This window comes from Clostridioides sp. ZZV15-6597 (assembly GCF_020657815.1).
GTDB lineage: Bacteria > Bacillota > Clostridia > Peptostreptococcales > Peptostreptococcaceae > Clostridioides.
This window is the reverse complement of record NZ_JAGWCT010000042.1, coordinates 14,392-34,017: the sequence shown is the minus strand read 5'-3', so window position 1 is coordinate 34,017 and position 19,626 is coordinate 14,392. Positions and strand designations below refer to the sequence as shown.

Annotated in this window: 11 protein-coding genes and 1 pseudogene; 9 read left to right on the top strand and 3 right to left on the bottom strand. The window is 26.6% G+C overall.

What is annotated here, in order from left to right:
• Window positions 1–1,823 precede the first annotated feature (1,823 nt).
• Together KGF52_RS11145 and srtB are read left to right on the top strand one after the other, a co-directional pair.
• On the top strand, window positions 1,824–6,953 hold the full coding sequence (locus KGF52_RS11145; protein WP_227840237.1) for a hypothetical protein: 5,130 nt from the start codon (window positions 1,824–1,826) through the stop codon (window positions 6,951–6,953).
• A 108-nt stretch (window positions 6,954–7,061) separates the two neighbouring features.
• Window positions 7,062–7,637: pseudogene (gene srtB / locus KGF52_RS11140) on the top strand (class B sortase); the annotation flags it as partial.
• A 657-nt stretch (window positions 7,638–8,294) separates the two neighbouring features.
• Here the strand turns inward: srtB and KGF52_RS11135 are convergent.
• Both KGF52_RS11135 and KGF52_RS11130 read right to left on the bottom strand, forming a co-directional pair.
• Complete coding sequence (locus tag KGF52_RS11135; RefSeq protein WP_227840235.1) at window positions 8,295–10,211, bottom strand: cell wall-binding repeat-containing protein; 1,917 nt, start codon at window positions 10,209–10,211, stop codon at window positions 8,295–8,297.
• 171 nt (window positions 10,212–10,382) lie between these two features.
• On the bottom strand, window positions 10,383–11,027 hold the full coding sequence (locus tag KGF52_RS11130; protein WP_227840234.1) for a helix-turn-helix domain-containing protein: 645 nt from the start codon (window positions 11,025–11,027) through the stop codon (window positions 10,383–10,385).
• 995 nt (window positions 11,028–12,022) lie between these two features.
• On the opposite strand from KGF52_RS11130, the gene KGF52_RS11125 reads away from it, so the two are divergent.
• The 7 genes from KGF52_RS11125 to dcm all read left to right on the top strand — a co-directional run bounded on the left by KGF52_RS11125 (window position 12,023) and on the right by dcm (window position 18,356).
• Window positions 12,023–12,670: a hypothetical protein gene (locus tag KGF52_RS11125; protein WP_227840233.1), complete on the top strand. Its 648-nt coding sequence runs from the start codon at window positions 12,023–12,025 to the stop codon at window positions 12,668–12,670.
• A gap of 673 nt (window positions 12,671–13,343) precedes the next feature.
• Complete coding sequence (locus KGF52_RS11120) at window positions 13,344–14,867, top strand: hypothetical protein (RefSeq protein WP_227840232.1); 1,524 nt, start codon at window positions 13,344–13,346, stop codon at window positions 14,865–14,867.
• 14 nt (window positions 14,868–14,881) lie between these two features.
• Window positions 14,882–15,292 (top strand): hypothetical protein, encoded by a 411-nt coding sequence (locus tag KGF52_RS11115; RefSeq protein ID WP_227840231.1) that lies wholly within the window; start codon window positions 14,882–14,884, stop codon window positions 15,290–15,292.
• Window positions 15,293–15,463: 171 nt separating this feature from the next.
• Window positions 15,464–16,225, top strand: a complete 762-nt coding sequence (locus KGF52_RS11110) for a site-specific DNA-methyltransferase (protein WP_227840230.1) — start codon at window positions 15,464–15,466, stop codon at window positions 16,223–16,225.
• 129 nt (window positions 16,226–16,354) lie between these two features.
• Entirely contained in the window at window positions 16,355–16,657 is a 303-nt protein-coding gene (locus tag KGF52_RS11105; protein ID WP_227840229.1) for a hypothetical protein, read from the top strand.
• 61 nt (window positions 16,658–16,718) lie between these two features.
• The gene (locus KGF52_RS11100; protein ID WP_199855295.1) at window positions 16,719–16,844 is read left to right on the top strand and encodes a DNA cytosine methyltransferase; all 126 of its coding nucleotides are present in this window, start codon (window positions 16,719–16,721) and stop codon (window positions 16,842–16,844) included.
• Window positions 16,845–17,372: 528 nt separating this feature from the next.
• Window positions 17,373–18,356, top strand: coding sequence for a DNA (cytosine-5-)-methyltransferase (dcm, locus tag KGF52_RS11095; protein ID WP_227840238.1), 984 nt, complete (start codon window positions 17,373–17,375; stop codon window positions 18,354–18,356).
• 154 nt (window positions 18,357–18,510) lie between these two features.
• Here dcm and KGF52_RS11090 read toward each other — a convergent pair whose 3' ends face one another.
• Entirely contained in the window at window positions 18,511–19,236 is a 726-nt protein-coding gene (locus KGF52_RS11090; RefSeq protein ID WP_227840228.1) for a hypothetical protein, read from the bottom strand.
• Between the last annotated feature and the right edge of the window lie 390 nt (window positions 19,237–19,626).

Sequence of the window (19,626 nt, the reverse complement as noted above, 5' to 3'; positions counted from 1 at the left end):
GTAATAAGAAATTATCAAAGATAATTTCTTTTTTTTATATATATTTATTGAAAAATTATATATTATATGTTATATAATATATAAGCTCATTAACTCTTATTTATTTGGGTAAAGTAAATTATATTTAATCTATAGAGTATTTTATCCTAATAAAGTAAAATCTATAAAACATAATATGTATTATATAATTAATGTTTATGTTAGATTATATAGATGTGGATTTGTTTAAACTCCGATATAGAAAAGAACTATTAATATAATAGTTCTTTTTTATATATAAAATACACTTATAAGAATAAAAATATAATATATATTATATAAGTTGGTGTATATTGTACTTGATTATATATAATAAATATAATATAATTAATATGAACAAATTTTATATTCCCAAATATTTTATTGTTTTATATTAAGTGTATAAGAAATTATGAAAAATTTAAATTCTTCCTCATAATTTCTGTTTTTTCAATACAAATATAAAAGAGGACTGTATAGTCCTCTTTTATATTTGTATTGAAAAGAATAAATGTATATTATATTGTTTTGATTAAATGTAAAAAACTTGAAATAATATAATAAAAGAAGTATAATAAAAACATACTCCGATAGTATCCTGTTGATTTTGTTGCATATAAATATAAAAAGAAACTATAATATATAAAAATATTATAGTTTCTTTTTATAATGTATATATATATACTTGAAATAATATGATAAAAGAAGTATAATAAATACAAATGTAATTCTTCTGCATGTATATTTAATAAGATGTAAAAAGAGACTATAATATATAAAATGTTATAGCCTCTTTTTATATTTAAATATATAAAAAACTTGAAATAATATAATTGAAGAAGTATAATAAGTATAGATATAATTCCTCTATATTTTTATCTGATATAAATAAAAAAGAAACTATAATATATAAAAATATTATGGTTTCTTTTTTTATTTTGAATATATATAAAGCTTGAAATAATATAATAAAAGAACTATAATAAATATAGATACACTTCTCTTTTGTTGTTTTTAGGATAGAAAAGAAACTATAATTATAATAAATATAGTTTCTTTTTTTATTTTGAATATATAATAAAAACCTTGAAATAATATAATAAAAGAACTATAATAAGTATAAATAATCATTTTGTTTTGATGAAGTCATAGATTCTACTATAAATAAGATGTTATATAATTACTATGATATATTTTATCATAGACTCCTGTTTTATATTCTATATTTAAAATAAGATTTACGATATAAAAACTATAGTATATACTATAGTTTTTATATTATTAATTTATAAACTTGAAAAAGATATGTATTTATATTATAATCAAAATTGAACATAAGTTATCACTCATATATATAATAAAAAAGAACTATTTATAAGTATAGTTCTTTTTTATTATATATTATTGAAAAGAATAATTATTTATGATATTATATATTTATTCTTTTGTTTTGTACTCGTTTCAAATAATAAAGTTTTAGAAAGTAAATATATTTATAGGATAGATATATTTATTATATAAAATACTTAATAATTTGATAGAATATAAATAAAGACTATAGTTTAACTGTAGTCTTTATTTATATATTTTATAAAAAAAGTCATCTTAGCTGTTATCATACCTATCAATAAAAAGAGATTACATTATTAATGTAGTCTCTTTTTTATTTAATAATATAATATATGAAAGTATATATATTATATTATTAAATAATATATAGAAGTATATGTATTATTAAGTAATATATAAGAATTATTAATATATATTCTTATATAAATCAATTTGGAAGTGAGGTGATTAAATTGGTGAAAAATAAAATTGTAACAGCTATGTTAGTAATAATGCTAACAGGTACATCTATAGTAAGTTCTTATGCAGATAATGGAGGAGGAGCTTTTGTCGATAATAATGTTCAAACAGATTTAAAAGATGATGGCAAAGGAAATATAATTGATAATGAAGGAAATGTAATAGGAAGCACAGATGTAGATGAAGAAAGTGATAATAAGGATGATGCTAATAAGGACGATACTAACAATGAAAACAATTCTAATCCACCAATTAATAGTAGTGATGTAAATGAAAATACTACATCTAAAAATATAATTGTAAATGATGGAATGTATTTAAGAGTAGAAGTAAATACAAATCAATCTGAAATCGGATATATACCTTCTTTTGAAATAGAGCTACAAGACTCTAAAGGTAATTATATTGATAAAGTAAATGTAACTGAAAAGAATTTTAATAAAAAAGAAAATAGTTATCTAATTAAATTTAATAATGTAAAAAGCTATAAATTAGGAGATAAATTCAAATTTTGCTTAAGAGGAAAAACTGATAGTGTAATTAAGTCTATTCTGATGTTAGATAATGATGGGAAATCATTATCTGTGAATAGAGAAAAAATAATAGAAAAGACCATTGGAGAAGAATTTAGTACTCTAAAAAATGTAGATAAAAGTTTACCAGAAGGTGCTAAAAATGCACCTATAAGAACTAAATTAATAACTGATACTAACTTAGTAGCTATAAAAGTTTTAGATTTGAAAGATAATCCTGTAAAAAACTTTAAAATAGACATTGAAAGAACATATAGTAATTCTAAATATAGAGTTACTACAAATGACAAAGGGTTAGTTTGGCTAACTAGAGATAAGGTAGAACCAAGAATAATATTAAATTCTGTAGATAAAAAATTTGAATTTGATACGGGCAATGGCCAAGATGAAATAGTGTATCCAGTCATTTCTAGTAAAACACATTTAGATAGCTTCATGTCTAATGTAGTGAAAATTAGAAATGCTGAAATTTCAAGTTCATCTAATCAGCAGCTAAGTAAAATTAACCTAGATTTTAAAATAAATGGAAATATTGATTTAAGTCAGAATTGGACACAGTTAAATATCTTGTTAAAAAATAAAAAAACTGGCATAGAATCTAAATTTGATATCAGCTCTAAAGATAAATATATAGAAAACATTCCAAATGGAGACTATTCAGTAAGTATTGAATCTAAATATGCAAGTGTAACACATAATAAGAATATACATGTTTCAAATGGTCAAGGAAACTTAAGTTTAAGTGTGTTTCCAAGAAACAAATTTCAAGTTTATAAGGAACTTGATGGAAAAAGATTAGATTATAATTTTTCAGTAATTAATGTTGAAAATGTAAAAAATAAAGAATACAAAGGAAAAGAACCAATAAATTTCTCTGTTATGTCAGGAGAAACATTTATGGTTCAAGACAATGAAACAGGAGAAGTGTTTACAGTTGATATACCAGATACAGCAGGTGTAACAACCTTAATATTAGGTGAAGGTAAGATATTGAATAAAGAGGGTATAATATCTCCTCACACACAAGATATGTTACCAATGCAAATAGGTGTTTTATCACTTGTAGGTATATTATTAATATTAACAATTCTTAGAATGTTGCATTCAGATAAGAATAATAGAAAAAATAATTTTCTAATGTTTATGTTAATTAGTAGTGTTCTATTGAGTACACCAATAAAAACATTTGCTGATAGTGGCGGCAGCTCAGGTGGGGGTTCAGGAGGAGGCTCAGGCATTACTTCTGACCAATTAATCGTTAATGGTTATGCATATAACGCAAATTACTGGACCTTAAATGGACAAAATGTAAATCAGGTAATAATGTTTGGATTTGTGCCAAACACAGGTAGCGTAAAAAACGGTCAAGCATCAGATGGAAGTGTAACTTTATTAACTGAAGATGCTACTGAAAATGATATTGTAAAATCATATAAATTTTCATCAGAGTATATGAAGTATTGTTTATTCATGCCAGTTAATAAGTCAACTGAAACAGATTTCAAAAATTCTGGTATATTAGGAACTTACTCAGATGCAACATATTATTTGATAGCTGGAAAAGATAGAATTTTTAATCAAACTAGTCCAGATTCTTTAAATAGCTCTGAAATGACAAAAAGAATTGTTGGAACTCCATCAGCAGTTAAAGCAAATTCAAATAAAGTGTTATCAACTATGGGAAGTGCATTATATACTTCTGAAACCGATTCAAAAGGTGTTTACAAAGTTAATTATGGTGATAGTGTAGGAAATACTATTAGAAGTAAAGATGATGCCTGGAAGCAACAATTTTTCCAAGATTATATAAATTTAATGAAATCAAAAGGTGTTTCACAAAAGGATATAGATTATATTCAAGGTAAATATCAATCAGGTGAAGTTACATTCTTAATACAAACAATGCCTAGAATACATCTTCATAGTAAAGGAAAGCAAAATGGGATGTATATGCCAACGTCTTATCTTTCTATGGCACTAGGATTAGCAGATTCTAAAAAAGTCACTGGTAATGATGAACAACAAAGAAGTGTATATTTTAGAGAATATAAATATCTTTACAGTCGTGGTGGAACAACAAGTAATCCTAAAGCTGGTTACTGTACAAAAACTGGATGTTCTAATTGGTGTAAAAGACTAGGTCATATTTCATCTTCAGGTTGGAAACCCATGCAAGGTGGATATGTAAACACTATCCAAGCTATAAATTCAGGAGGACCTGTTAAAAAGAATGTCTTTGGTGGTTGGGGATATCATCACTGGAAAGCTGGACAAGTAGAAAAGAAACCTAAGTTATTTGTTCAAACAAAGATAGACTTATATAATTCAAATGGTACAAAAGTTGGAACTATAGCTCAACCAGCTAAAGATTGGGATGGTGGAAAAGACTTTAAAACATGTAAGAATATAAGCAAAATAGATTTGGTAGATAGTACTATAGAAAGTAATGGAAAAACATATAAGATAGAAAAAGAAGCTAAAAATAAAGTGGATTTAATCGATAAAAAAGATAAAGAAGGTCTTTTTAAAGAGAATTTAAAAGTTAAAAATCCGTCTGTAGTTTCAAGAGATAAGAATCTAATTTATGAAAGTACTGTTAATACAGCATTAAGAGATTTATTAGACCCAAATCAAGAGGACCAGTATAATACTTATTTAGGTGGAGCTAAAAATTCTGATAATGATTTTGGAGCAAATGAAGATTTTGAAGATATGTCTGTAGATGATAAATATAAAGACAAAAAAGATGATAAAGGAGAGAAAGCTTTTTCAGATGCAGAGATGACTGTATATTTGAAAGCAAAAGAAATAGACTCAGTTGTTGATGATACTACTGGAAAATATGTAAAAGAAGTTCCAGAATGGAGATTATCAGAGTATTGGGATGACTTATCTAGTAAACTTGCATATGCAATTTACAAGGTATCTCATAGCTCAGATAGTACTTCTCATGTGAGTTCATCTTTAAATCCTTCAGGTTGGACAAATTTATCATTAAGAAATGTTGATTTGAAAAATAGTCCTTGGTTGAAGATTGAACCTAAATGGAAAGCTAGTCCACATGGCACAAATGTTAATCATGGTGGAACAACTTTCTCACAAGCTGTAGGTGGTACATTAGTAGCAACAAGAACAACTAAAGATATAGATACACTTAAATTTGCAAATTGGAAAAACAATGGATATACAAATGAAATAGCTTCGGCAGATAGAGGTGATACAAATTATAAATATAAAAATAAGAGAACTATGAATAGTAATATTGAAATTTACATGCTAGACCCAGTTTCAAGTTATATTCATAAGAAAGCTAATTATAGACACACAACTAATAGTGAAGGCAATAGTGTTTGCAGATGTTACACATCTAGTGAAACTGCAAAACAAGCATATACACCAGCCACATACAAATTAGCTGTATCATATTATAGATACCATACAGGAACTGTTAATACAAAAGTACCTGGAGAATCTAAGGATATGAAAGAATCTTATAGTTATGAAACAAAGAAAACTACACCACTTAAAGTATATCCAGAAATATTTATGGCCCATTCTGATTTATCTGGGAACACAGCTATAGATATTGTTTCTGGAGAAAGACAAAGAACAATAACTCCACTTTCTTATAGCTACTTAAGATTAGACGCTAAAATCAATTCAAAAGTAGTTGGAACAAGTATTGCAACAGATAAAAAAGCTAAATCATTAGCAAGTAAAGTAGCAAGTGGTACAAAGGTAGGAAACTCCCAAGTAATCCATAAAGGAAGTGCTGTAAACTTATCTTATACATTAGGTGGAACTGGAAAAGTAGATTGGGGAGATAAACCAACTTTAACAGCAAAAACCTATGCTTTGGACATAGGAAATACTGCTATTAAAAATGCTTGGGGAAATAGCAGCTATAGTACTGACAAAGTAAGAGATACTTATATGAATAAATTTGGAACAAAAACTGGTGATGGTTGGAAGTTCAAATTAAAAATGCTACCAAGCATGAATATAGGTGGAAAAGATTACAATGGTAAAGAAGTAACTAAAGACATAACTGGTAAGAATAAAACAACTGAAGAGTATCGTTTAGTAGTAAGAAGTGGTAAATTGACACTTGTTAATGGTAAGGGCATTAGTAGCGTTAATGATATTACAAAGGATATATTAAGTAAAATGAAGCTTAATACACAAGATACTGTATTAAATGTGTTTGAAAAATCAAAAGGTAAAGCTTTAAGTGAAGCAAATGTTGCTAACTTAATAAATACTGTTAGGGGAACTAATGACATGAAAGTTGGTACAGGCTGGTATAATGAAGATACAACTGTATTAATCATAAGAGAGTATACAACAGTATTTGAGTTGCCTAAAGCATATATGTATACTGACAAAGTTGCTATGAATATACCAGGAATAGAGTCACCTATAGCTAAATCAGATTTCTATACAAAGGGACTTAAAGGACATACAAAATTAAAACTCACTGTAGATAAATCAGATTGCTATATATTGTATGATGATACATCTAAAAAAACGTGGAATGACAAAGAAATGAAATTCACTGTTCCAAATGTTTCTGTTTTAGATACAACAAAGTAATATTAAAAATAAAAGTACCTGAATTTTTCAGGTACTTTTTCAAATATAATAAAATTAAAATAAGGAAAATATATGAAAAGACACTACATAATAACTAATATTATATTAATATCAATAAAACTTCAAAAAAAAGAAGATAAAAGGGAGGACTTATCAAAAATTAACAGTGATTTTAAATTTTGGATTTCTGTTGAGAATACAAATATAAATTATCCAGTTGTGCAATCTAAAGAGAATTCTTACTATCTTAAAAAAGATTTTTATAAAAAAGATTCTATTTCAGGTACATTATTTATGGATTATAGAAATAAATCTCTTGATGAGCAAAATATAATAATATATGGACATAATATGAAAAATAAAACTATGTTTAATAACTTAAATAAATTTAAAGATAGGAATTTCTTTGAAGAAAATAACAAAATAAAAATAACATTGAATGGAAAAGAATTTTTATATGAAGTTTTTTCTGCTTATATTGTAGAATCAGATTATGATTATCTAAAAACAAATTTTAGCAATGAATTAGATTATCAAAATTACATAAATAATATTGCTTCTAAATCATTATATAAATCGCATATTAAAGTAAATAGTAGTGATAAAATAGTTACACTTTCTACATGCACATATGAATTCAATGATGCTAGAATGGTGATTCATGGTAGATTAGCTTCAAGTTGAATCAAATGTGGGATGATATTGATAAAATAAAAAAACAGAAGAATCACCTGAAGTGCCATTCGGGTGATTCTTCTGTTTTTGCAATATTTTATTTTTTGTTTACAGTATTGTAGAAATTCATGTAGTACCTAAGAAGCCCCTACCTTTAGGCGTGGCAGTTTCAGATTGTAGAATCAAATAATCATTATATTTGTCAAAATGGTAAGTTGTGGTATAATCTGTTTAGAGACTACATAGAAAACTATTAGGGTGAATATTTATTTACATAGACCTCCCATGTCACATCAAGAGGGGAGGTGATATCATGAAATATTTAATTTGTTTGTTAACGATAATAACATTTCTCACAACCATAACAATCAGTTTGATTAAATTGGTTCAGAATTTGAATAGACTCCTTAAAGAAATAGATGAGTTTAAAAAAACGTTACAAAAAATTAAGAATCACCCGAACGGCCATTCAGGTGATTCTTCAAACTAATGAGTAAGTCTTATTAAATGAAGAGACACCCTACCGTAAATAGTTGTAGTCTCTTTTTTTTATGTCCTAAAGATACAAATTCGTATCTTTATATATATTATACATTTTCTATCTTATATTAGTCAACTAGCTTCTAATTTTATACTACTCCACATAAAGAGATGGATTAGTACATTTTATTCCCACAAATAGTCTATATTATATGCTGGAGCAGATATTACACTCATTTTAAAGATGTTATCATTTTTCTTAAAATTACCTGGCATTGCTCCATTAATCCACCAATAGTTTCCACTTAACATATAGAAATCGGCATGACTTCTATCACCAATTATTGCTCCATTTGCTCCACATAAATCACTTATCAATTGGTCTACTTGAGCACTAGCATCACAATCAGATTTTTGTCTAAAGATAACATCATATGCAGAAGCTGGAGAACCATCTCCTGGGTCTGTTGTATTAGGTAATTGTCTTATTGCATGACCAAGAACACTTTTACCTATAATTAATTGTTCAACATCTTCTCTAGACATAATTCCCTTATCAAGTGCATAAAGTAAATATTTATTTTCTACTGTCCATGAACGATAAGTATCTCTAAAATCTGCATCATACAAAGTTTTATCTATATAACTGCCCTCAGGTATATTACCTGATTTGTAATATTGCCAATAAACAAAGTCTGGACACTTATTTAAATCTAATGTACTCATTACATTTAATCCCCAGTTTAATACCTTATCATATTCATCTTGAGTAGTACATCCATATCCATGAGCACCTCTTACAGGGTCTCCATATTTAACTTTTATTTCACCTTTTATATCTGTACCAATTATTGGTAAACCACCTGTAGGGTAGTTTCTAGTTATTGTCATGTTTTTTTGTGGAGCTATAGCTATTTTGTTACCATTAACTTTTATTCCAGGAGCATTTTGCTTATCTTGAGTATTTGAGTCATTTCTATTAAATGCATCTATTGCATCAGAATAAGTTTTATCATTTTCACCATTATTTACTTTTGTGATTTTACTAGGATTAACTTTCTTCAATACATCTTTTTGCTTATCAGATAATCCATTGTTTCCAAGAACAACAACTGAATCTTCTTTAGCAGCTAAATTTGATATAATAAGTGCATCCATGAGTTGATTTTCATTATTTGAACCATCTTTAGTTATAAAGGCATTATTAACTTTTCCATAAAATTCATTTATAACTCTAGCATTTGTATCTTTTCTATTATCTCCAGAGAGTCTAGTTGCATTTAAATGCTTCACTATAGCATCATCAATTGTAGAAGCTCCACCAATAACATAATTCTTTTGTGAATTTTTATCAATAAATTGTTTTGTATCATCTTTCATATTTTTATCTACAAACAAGATAGCCATATTATTTTTAGCAGCAGGAGCGGAAATGCTACTTGCATCTACTAACCCCTTATACCCATCAGTTACAGCGACTTTATTTATTTTGCTTGTATCATTGAGCTTCTTAGCTATTTGTAAAGATGTATCTTGTCTATCATTCCCACCAATTCTATCTACAGTTAATCCTTTTGCCTTTAGAGTATTTAAAACATTATCAGAAATAGAACTTGTGCCACCAATTAAAATAACGTTTTTTATACCAAGTCTATTTATCTCATCCATAGTATTACTTGGTATAGAATCTTGATTTGTAACTAGTATTGGAGCATTTAAAGCTTTAGCAAGAGGTGTAACAGATAGAGAATCAGCTAGACCATTATCTTTAACTAGTATTATATTAGTTGCAGATGTCCAGCCTTTTTGTGATACTTTTATTGCAGTATCAATATTATTTGATGCTTGAATAGAATAGTTATCAACTTCTTTTCTATTACCTAATGTTGTTTCTTTACTTACTTTTAAGTTATTATGTCCCTCATCAGCATAAACAGAATTATCTAAAGATGAAAAACCAAGTAATGTTGAGCTAATAAGTAAACCACTTATAATAAAGCTGCATTTCTTTTTTATATTTAGTTTTTTATTATTCCTTTTATAGATTGTACTTAGATGTATTTGTGTACTTTCTATATCCTTAAATCTTTTTTTAAAAGCCATTTGGAATTACCCCCCCACAGTAATATACTACAAAAATAGTTTATTTAATTTAATTATAAAGCATTATTTAGATTTTTTCCAACATAATCCAAAATATGATTAATGATTAAATATAGAATATTGTAAAATTTCATATAGTACCTAAAAACCCACACCTTTGGTGTGGGAGTATCAGTCATTGACAATGATGCTAGGTTTACCATATAACTTCAGCATAGCATCTTCTGTTATAAGCCAATTACTTCCACTTTTTCGATAGTCAATACCTTCAATAAGATTATCTTGTCTTATAACACTTCTTAGAGTACTTTCACCTAAACCCCATAGAGTAGTTGCTTCTTTGAAAGTAAACACTTTATATTGCATTAGTTCATCAATTTTATCTATTTCTCGTTCAATCCTAAAATATTTATTTCTTACAATATATACATAATAGTCTTGTTCTAAATAATCTTGTATTTCTTTAATAGATAACCATTCTCCTTCTAACTTACTATAGTTATTCCTTGAAGCGAAGTAGTCAGAAATACTGCAAGCATCAGAAAGGTTTTGTGCTTTTCTTAAAATTACTAAAAACTCCTCTTTGTTTTCTTTTATAAAGTTTAAATAATCATTGTAAGTATTAATAAATATACTAATATCATAATTTCCAGTAAAAGCAGATTTTTTAATATATTCTACATATGCTTTATTTAAACCCTTTACAGAATATTTTTTCAAGTCACTGTCTTCATCAAGATAATCAAAAACTTTAAAATAACTTGCAAAATTATCTAATAAGTATTTTGCATCTTCTAAATTAAGTTCTTTAAACATATACATGCACCTCTTTATCAACGTTTACGTTGTTATTATATTTATATAATAACACTCAACGGTTACGTTGTCAACGTAACCGTTGTTGGTATGTTTTGTACTTAAAATAAACTAGACAATGTAAGAACAACAGTTTCTCAAAATCTTATAGTTATTAAACAAAGAAAACAACACAACTTTAGAGATTATTAAGTGAAGAAAAAGTAGATTGGAGAGATGATATTATGATTTCTTGTAGCTATAGTTATAAGTTTTACCAAGCTTGTTAGACGAATGGTAGTTCAGATGATTTTTAAATTTAATTTACAATACTTATTTTAAAACCATATATAATATATTACTAAATGATATATAGATATATATAATATATTATTAAATAATATATTAATATATATCTTATTTTAGCTGACAAAAAATGAGATTTGTTGTTTCAAATGCATCTTGTTCTGATTCTACAAAATAATATTAGAGGAATAAGACAGTATATTATGTAATTATGTAGGGAGGGAATTTTCCCTTCTATTTTTTAATTAAAATTTTATTTATTTAATATTTGGCAGAAATAAGCAAATGGGGTGACGTATTGTGGTAAGAGAGGTAACTAACTTTAGTTGACAGCCTCCCATGTTCATAAAGAGCATGGAAGTATAAACATATTTTAATTTGTTTATACAAAATCCTTTGAATTGCTGGAACTCCCTAAAGCTAGTTAAACTAAAACATAATCATGAAAAATGGATAGGTGTGAATGTTACGAAAGTAGAAAAAATTAACTGGATAGTGCATGGTTAAATCCTAAACACTATTTTTAATGGGTAATCAGCAGGGAAGTCCCGAATAGGGAAACCTTCAACGACTATTCTTATCATAGAAGTACGCTCAAGTGAGTGGAAGCGGAGGACACCAATTAGGTGATGATATAGTCTACACTTATATGAAAATATAAGAAGTTCATAAGAGAACTGGCTAGGATTAACGAACTTAGTTGAATACAAATGGTAAAAGATGTAATAGGTGAATATAGTATAGAAATTTTATTAAAAAAATATAGGCAAAATATTACTGATGAATGGGCATGTACTACCAAATTTGGAATTATACATTCTTCAGATTGGTCATACATTATACTTTGTTATGCTACTCAGAAGGGGAACAGGAGCTTTAGACTAGTAAGATACGCAAATTCAACATCATACTCAATAAGAAAGTATATTTTAGGTTATGATTTTAAGCAAAAAGCTGATAGAAATCAAAAGACACGATTAAGATTATTGTTAGAATATGAAAAAGCATATAGTAGTCGAGGTTTAAATAACTTTACAAGAATTATTTTAAATGAGGATGATTTAAGAATAAATGGGGTATTCGAAAACCATAAGTTGTCTATTAAAAATACAAAATACAAAAATAATAATCATGCACTACTGATTGGATATAATCGAAAATATATAAAATTGATTTTTAGAGTAAATCCTAATAGTTGTGTTATGGCCATATATACTTTCATGGGTGAAAGTGTTTTGTATATAATAGATAATTTTTTAGGGGATAATTTTAAAGGAAATATAGATAGAGTAAAAAATGAGAAGATTAAATTATTAGTAAATGTAATAAAATGTTTAAATAATTCAGAACTAAGATAAATTATATAAAACAAGACAAGAAGAGAACATAAATATAAAAATAATATATACATATAGTTTTAGAATATATAATGTTATATAAATAATTAGAATATATATTATATATATAGAAAATATATAATATATAAGTTTAGATATAATATTTATTATTATAAATATAAAAATAAGAAGTTGAAATATATTTTTACTACTTATAAATAAATTAAATAATATATAAGTATATATATAAATAAATTTAGCTTCTAATCAAATAATAAAACTTCAATAGTTAGTAAAATGAAAAAGAAATTAAAGAGAGCTTTCAAGAAAATATGAAAGATTGGAATGAAAATATAAAGAAAGGAGTAGCTACTCGTCAAAATATCCAAAAGTAGATAGTCAAAATATAAAAATATCATTAAATATTAAATAGTATTAAAACTTATTACCTATATAGCTATTGAAGACTTTAAAGTTTCTAATATATGAAAAATAAGATATAGATTTGAATGCAAATATTAATTAATTTAAAATTAAAAGTATTTATATATTCAAAAGACTAACTTTGGAATTTAATCTTGTACTGGACCAGAAAAATGAGGTTCTGAGAAACAAGAAAAATTTCTATGGGTATATTTGAACATATTTTGAGTAGCAATATGTCAAAATAAGTTTTTGGCATCGTATTTTAGATATGTTAAATTCTAAAGGGAAATTTATAGCACTAGGTCTAAGTGCAACATTAGCAGCTGGTGCATTATTGACTTGGGATGGTAGTGGAATAATAGAAGAAGCTAAAACTAAATTAACAGAAATGAAAAATGGAGTTAATTTACTTAAAGATGGAGAAAAGGATTTAATAGCAAAGGCAAAAGAAATAAAGAGTCAAATAAGTACTTTAGAATCAGAAATAGCTAAATTAGAAAGTAATGGAAGAACAAGCTCTATAGAATATAGAAAAGCTACAAGTGAATTGTCAAAAGCAAAAGAAGAATTAAGCAAAGCTAATAGTGATGCAAATAGAATACAAGAAGCTTTATCTAAATATACACCTATAAATGCACACATGACAGGGTATGCTGAAGCCATGAATGATGATTATGTTCTACCAACTTTTGAAGGTACAACTTATGCAAGGAAACTGAAGGGTGTAGATGGTATAAATGCAGTAAAGGGAAGTTGTTTACTGAAAGATAACAATATGTTACTAGTATTAAATAAATTTAATACTAGTACAAAAACTGGAAAAACCATATTTCAAAAGGTAAATTTAAATGGAAAAGAGGTTTGGCATAAGGAATTAAGTAATACTAATGTAAGTAATATAAATGGATGTAGAGCAACAAAAGATGGTGGAGCCTTAATACTAGCTACTTCTCAGGATAGAAGCTTAACAAGCTCATCAGGAAAATTAACAACAGCTACAACACATGTAATAAAATTAAATTCTCAAGGGGAAATAAAGTTTACAACACAATTTGATAGTGGAGACACAGCACCTGAAACAATTGAAAATATTATAGAACTTAAAGATGGTAATTATTTGTGTGTTGGCAGTATGTCATCAGCTAATTATTCAAGGGTTATATTCATTGATAAGGATGGAAATCAGCAGTGGGAATCTAAAATAAAATGTGAGGGTGGAACTGTAAACATTGGAAATGCAATAGAGATGACAGACGGAGATATAATTGTGGTAGGTTATGCAAGTAAAACTTATGATAATATAACTTCTAGTGCTGCTTTTCCTTTTGCGACGAAGTATGCAAAAGATGGTACAAAATTATGGACAAGTAAAATAAGTGATGACTACACATACTATAACGGAAATAGTTCTAGGCCAACATCTATAATTGAAGAAAAAGATGGAAAATGTGTAATTTATGCAATAAAAACAATAAGTACAATAACATCAGATGGAACAGTAGAGAGTGCAATTCCAACTGAGGATTTAATAGGAAATAAGTATGATTTTATATTAAGTAATGGTGACATATTAGTATCAAATTATTTTAGTAGTATGATGATAATATCTCCAGATGGTGCTTTAAAGAAAACTATAAAACCTCAAAATGATTTAAAAATAACAAATATGTCTTTATTAGCTGGGAATAAAGTAGCTTTTACTGGAATGACAGGCACGAATGATGATAGTTATGTTGGATATATGGGAATATTTGATTTAGATGATGATAATTTCCCTGCATTAACAGATTAAGGAGGAAAGCTATTATGAAAAATCTTAAAAAACTAGCTGTATTAGGTGTAGCTACATTATCTGTTTCAGCTATTGCACTAACATATACAGGTGGAGATACAGCTAATAATCTTATAAATACATTACAAGGTCTGGATAATGATTCAAAGTTACTAGCAGAAGGTGAAACAAAATTGATAGCAGAAGTAAATCGTTTGAAAGAAGAGAGAGCTAGATTAACTGAACGATACAATGAATTAAAAGGAAATTCTGGTGGAGAAGATGATGCAACAGATATTACAGTTATAAACGAGGAAATAAGTAAAGCTAATGATGATTTAGCTTCAGTACAAAACATACTAGATGGTATAACTACAGGAGTTACACACTCTGAAGGATATGATGACATAATAATTGAGGATACAAGTAATACTACAACAAAATAGATATTTTAATATTAATACTTTTAACATTTGACAGAAAATTAAATATATAAAAACCCAAAGAGATTGATATATATAAAGTCTTTGAAGGGGGGTGGTAAAGTATAATTATATTCGTTTACATACATGTATAGTAAAAATGACATCTGTTACATTAAATAGGAGGATTTTAAGATGATTAAAGACATAGAACGATATAAACTATACAATGACGATTGCTTGAAAGTAATGAGAGATGAAATAGAAGATAAAAAAATCGACTTAATACTTTGCGACCTCCCTTATAATATGACGAATTGTAAATGGGATAAAATGATAGATTTGGATGAGCTTTGGAAACAATATGAAAGAATAATTAAACCTAATGGAGTGATTGTTCTATTTTCATCACAACCATTTACAACTGAATTAATTTACTCAAATAAGAAAAATTATAAATACTCTTGGTACTGGATAAAAAATACTTCAACAGGTCATATTTTTTCTAAGTATCAACCAATGAGAAAGGTTGAAGATATTAATGTTTTTTACAAAAAAATGCCAACATATATTCCTCAAGGTCTAATAAAATTAGATGAGCCTATAAAAGCATTTAAAGGAAAGTGTAAAAAAGAAGGTATATATTCTGAAGGTATTTATGGAAAAGAATATATTATAAAGTATACTAATTATCCAAATAATGTACTTTATTTTGATAAAGAAGTTAATTGTATCCACCCATGTCAAAAACCATTGGAATTAATACAATACTTGATAAATACCTATACAAAAGAGGGTGACCTTGTACTTGATAACTGCTATGGGTCAGGTCAGACAGGTGTAGGATGTGCCAATACAAATCGACGTTTTATTGGCATTGAGTTAGAAAAAGAGCACTTTGAAAATGGTAAAAATAGGATAATAAGAGCATATTATAATACAAATAAAAATGAGTAAAATCATACTCAAAAACTATATAGATTGATTTTTTACATACATAGAATGAATATAATTAATAAGAATTAAGAGAAATAATAAATTATGAGAGATAACTTATTTTAATAACATTAAAATAGGAGGAATATAATGAAATGGCTTAAGATGTATGTTATTACAGTAATATCTATTTGTATAATAATATGTTCAATTACAGTAGTAGCTTCACATAAGGCTAAGACAATAACAACACAGGCAGCATTTGATTTAGTGGATAGTAAAGTTCCAAATGAAGCTAAATATGAAGGTTATAAAAAAGACCAAGTTAATGGAACTACTATCATATATTATAGCTATAATGATGCATGTCACATAGTAGAATTATTTCATCAAACAGATGATTTTACTAGAGAAATTAAATGGGATAAAGTTTCAAATATTAAATTTGATTAGGTGAAAAGGGCAATAAGCTATTAATCGTTTATTGCCTCTTTTAATGAGAGGAGCAATTTATATGAAAAAGTTAAGAGTAATAGAAGCATTTAGTGGATATGGTAGTCAATCAATAGCATTAAGAAATATAGGCTTAGATTATGAAGTTGTTGCAATAAGTGAAATCGACAAATATGCTATACAGTAAGAAAGTATATAATTATACATATAAACCAGTACTGCTTATGTAAAGTAATTTGCATAAGAAACAGATTTAATTGCAGGTAAAGCCTAAAGCTAGAATAACTACAAAGTAATTTGAAAAGATAAGCTTGAATGTAACGAAAGTAAAAAAAATATTCTAGATAAATATATGGTTAAATCCTAAGTATTAATAAAAAAATGGCAGTTCTGCAAGGAAGTTCCTAAGTCTTTTTATAGATAAGGAAAACCTTCAACGACTATCTAATAAAGAGTAAAACCACAAGTTTTAGGTGGAAGAAACGGTCTGCTCCTAACATTAGTTAGGATGGTGAAATAGTCTTTACACTTTTGAAAGAAAGTGGCTATTAGAGTAATCGAAATAGCATTTATAGAGTAGCGTCTATAAATAAAAAGTATAGGCTTTATATTTTCAAAATTTATTTTTTCTATAAAGTTATGTTCCTATATCAAATTTAATCTTTTACATATTAATGAAATATCATGAAGTTTATACAATTAGGCATATGAAGCAATACATGGCAAAACAAATAATCTAGGTGATATAAGTAAGATAGATGTAAAAGATATTCCTGAACATGATTTATTCACATATTCATTTCCTTGTACTGATATATCTGTAGCTGGTAGAATGCTAGGATTAAGTAAAGGAAGTGGGACTAGAAGTGGATTGTTATGGGAGTGTCAAAGGATAATAGAATATTGTAAGCCAAAATACTTGCTTATGGAAAATGTCAAAAACTTAGTTGGGAAAAAGTTTAAACCTGAGTTTGACTCTTGGGAAGCTTGGTTAAGAGAACAAGGATATTCTAATTATTGGAAAGTACTAAATGCTAAAGATTACAATATTCCACAAAATAGAGAACGTGTATTCATGGTAAGCGTATTAGGAGAACATAAAAAATATGAGTTCCCAAAAGAGTTTCCATTAAAAACTAGCATAAAAGATATATTAGAAGAAAATGTTCCTGAGAAGTGTTATTTGTCAGATGTTCTTTTAAATAAATTTATACCAAATGAGACATATATATTGAATAAAATTGGTAAAAAATTTGATATATCAAAAATAGAAGCTGGGTTTATCCAAAAAGGAGAAAATGGGAAAAAACATCAAAGTAATATTGTAATGAATGCTGATTATATTTCAAGAAGCTTAACAGCAGGTGATTATAAAGCACCTCCAATGGTTCTTTTAGAAGATAAATTGTTTTGTGAATTAAGATATGATGAAGGAATTAGATTATATAATAGAAATGTTTGTGGTACTATATGTGCTAAAAGTTATGGAGGGAAAAAAGCTATATTGGAAATGACTCCAAGCTTTAAAATAAGACGACTTACTCCAACTGAGTGCTTTAGATTAATGGGGATGGATGATAGAGATATTCAATTAATCAAAGAAGCTGGTATAAGTGCAAGTCAACAATATAAAATGGCTGGTAATTCAATAGCAATACCAGTGTTAGAAGAAATATTTAAAAACTTATTTTTAAAATAAGAAACTAGCTATTTAACTGTGTTGAATTAATAATGATACTTTTATCATACTTTATTCATCGGATATACATAAAGGACCTGAATTTTTTCAGGTCCTTTATGTATTATTGAAAAATAAGAGATACTTAGAATAATAAGTACACACTATTTCATTTTTATTTAAATAGTAATTCAAAAATATAACATGATAAAACATTAAGAATAACAGAGAAAATAGCAGTAATTATTAATGATATTATTGGCTTTTGTTTTATAAAATCAGTAAGACGAGTATATCTAGTTTTGCGAATTTTTTTCAATTCTTTCTTAAGTGTAGTAATATAATTAAATGGTAAATCTATTTTTTCCGAATAAGCTTCGCATTGTTGACAAAGACATGCATTTGAAGTAGAGTACACTAAATCATACTTATTCCCAAGCATATCAAAAATACAACTTCTAGTTTCATCATGTACAAATTTTGAACTATCTTCACTTAGTACATTATTTGAAAATCGATAAATTGTTATTGTTTTATAAATTGTTATCAATAAGTAATTGAACAAGTCAATATTTGCATCTCTTAAAATTGTTTCTGCTTCATAGAATGTTAAAACAAGGTTTTTATCACTTAATCTCCTTGTGAAATAATTACCCTCTATTCTATTTTCAATAATTGCAATAGTAATATCTGCATCATACTTAGATTCCTCAAGTAGAGAAGAAATAACTTTTTTGCTATATGACCAACAAGATAAATCTGTCTCTGGAAGTGTTGCGATTGAGCTTGTTGATTTTATACGAAATAAATCTGAATGATATGTGTACAACTTTTTAATTGTAGATAGATGTAACTGTGTTCCTAATAAAACTATATGGATACTTATACAGTCCTCTTTCATGTAACCACTTGTCCTTTCTTAAAAATATAATAATAATTATCTTCTTACATGTATACAATATAGTAGATTTTGGGATTTGTAAATATGATACTTTTATCATACTTTATTCATCAAATATAATAGGATGAATTTTTTCAGGACCTTTATATGTTATTGAAAAAAGAATATGAGCTATTTGTATGAGGATGTATCTTAATTGAATAAATAAAACAAATTAATTTGAAAAATCAATTAAACGATTATGTGGGCAATAGTAATACTTTTATCATACCTTGTTCACCATATATAAACATAAGAAGCTGAGCTTTTTATTTCATTTAATATTTACGATGTTTAGAATTTGCATTGAAAATAGCTTTTTAAATATTTATAATATAAAATTATGTCACT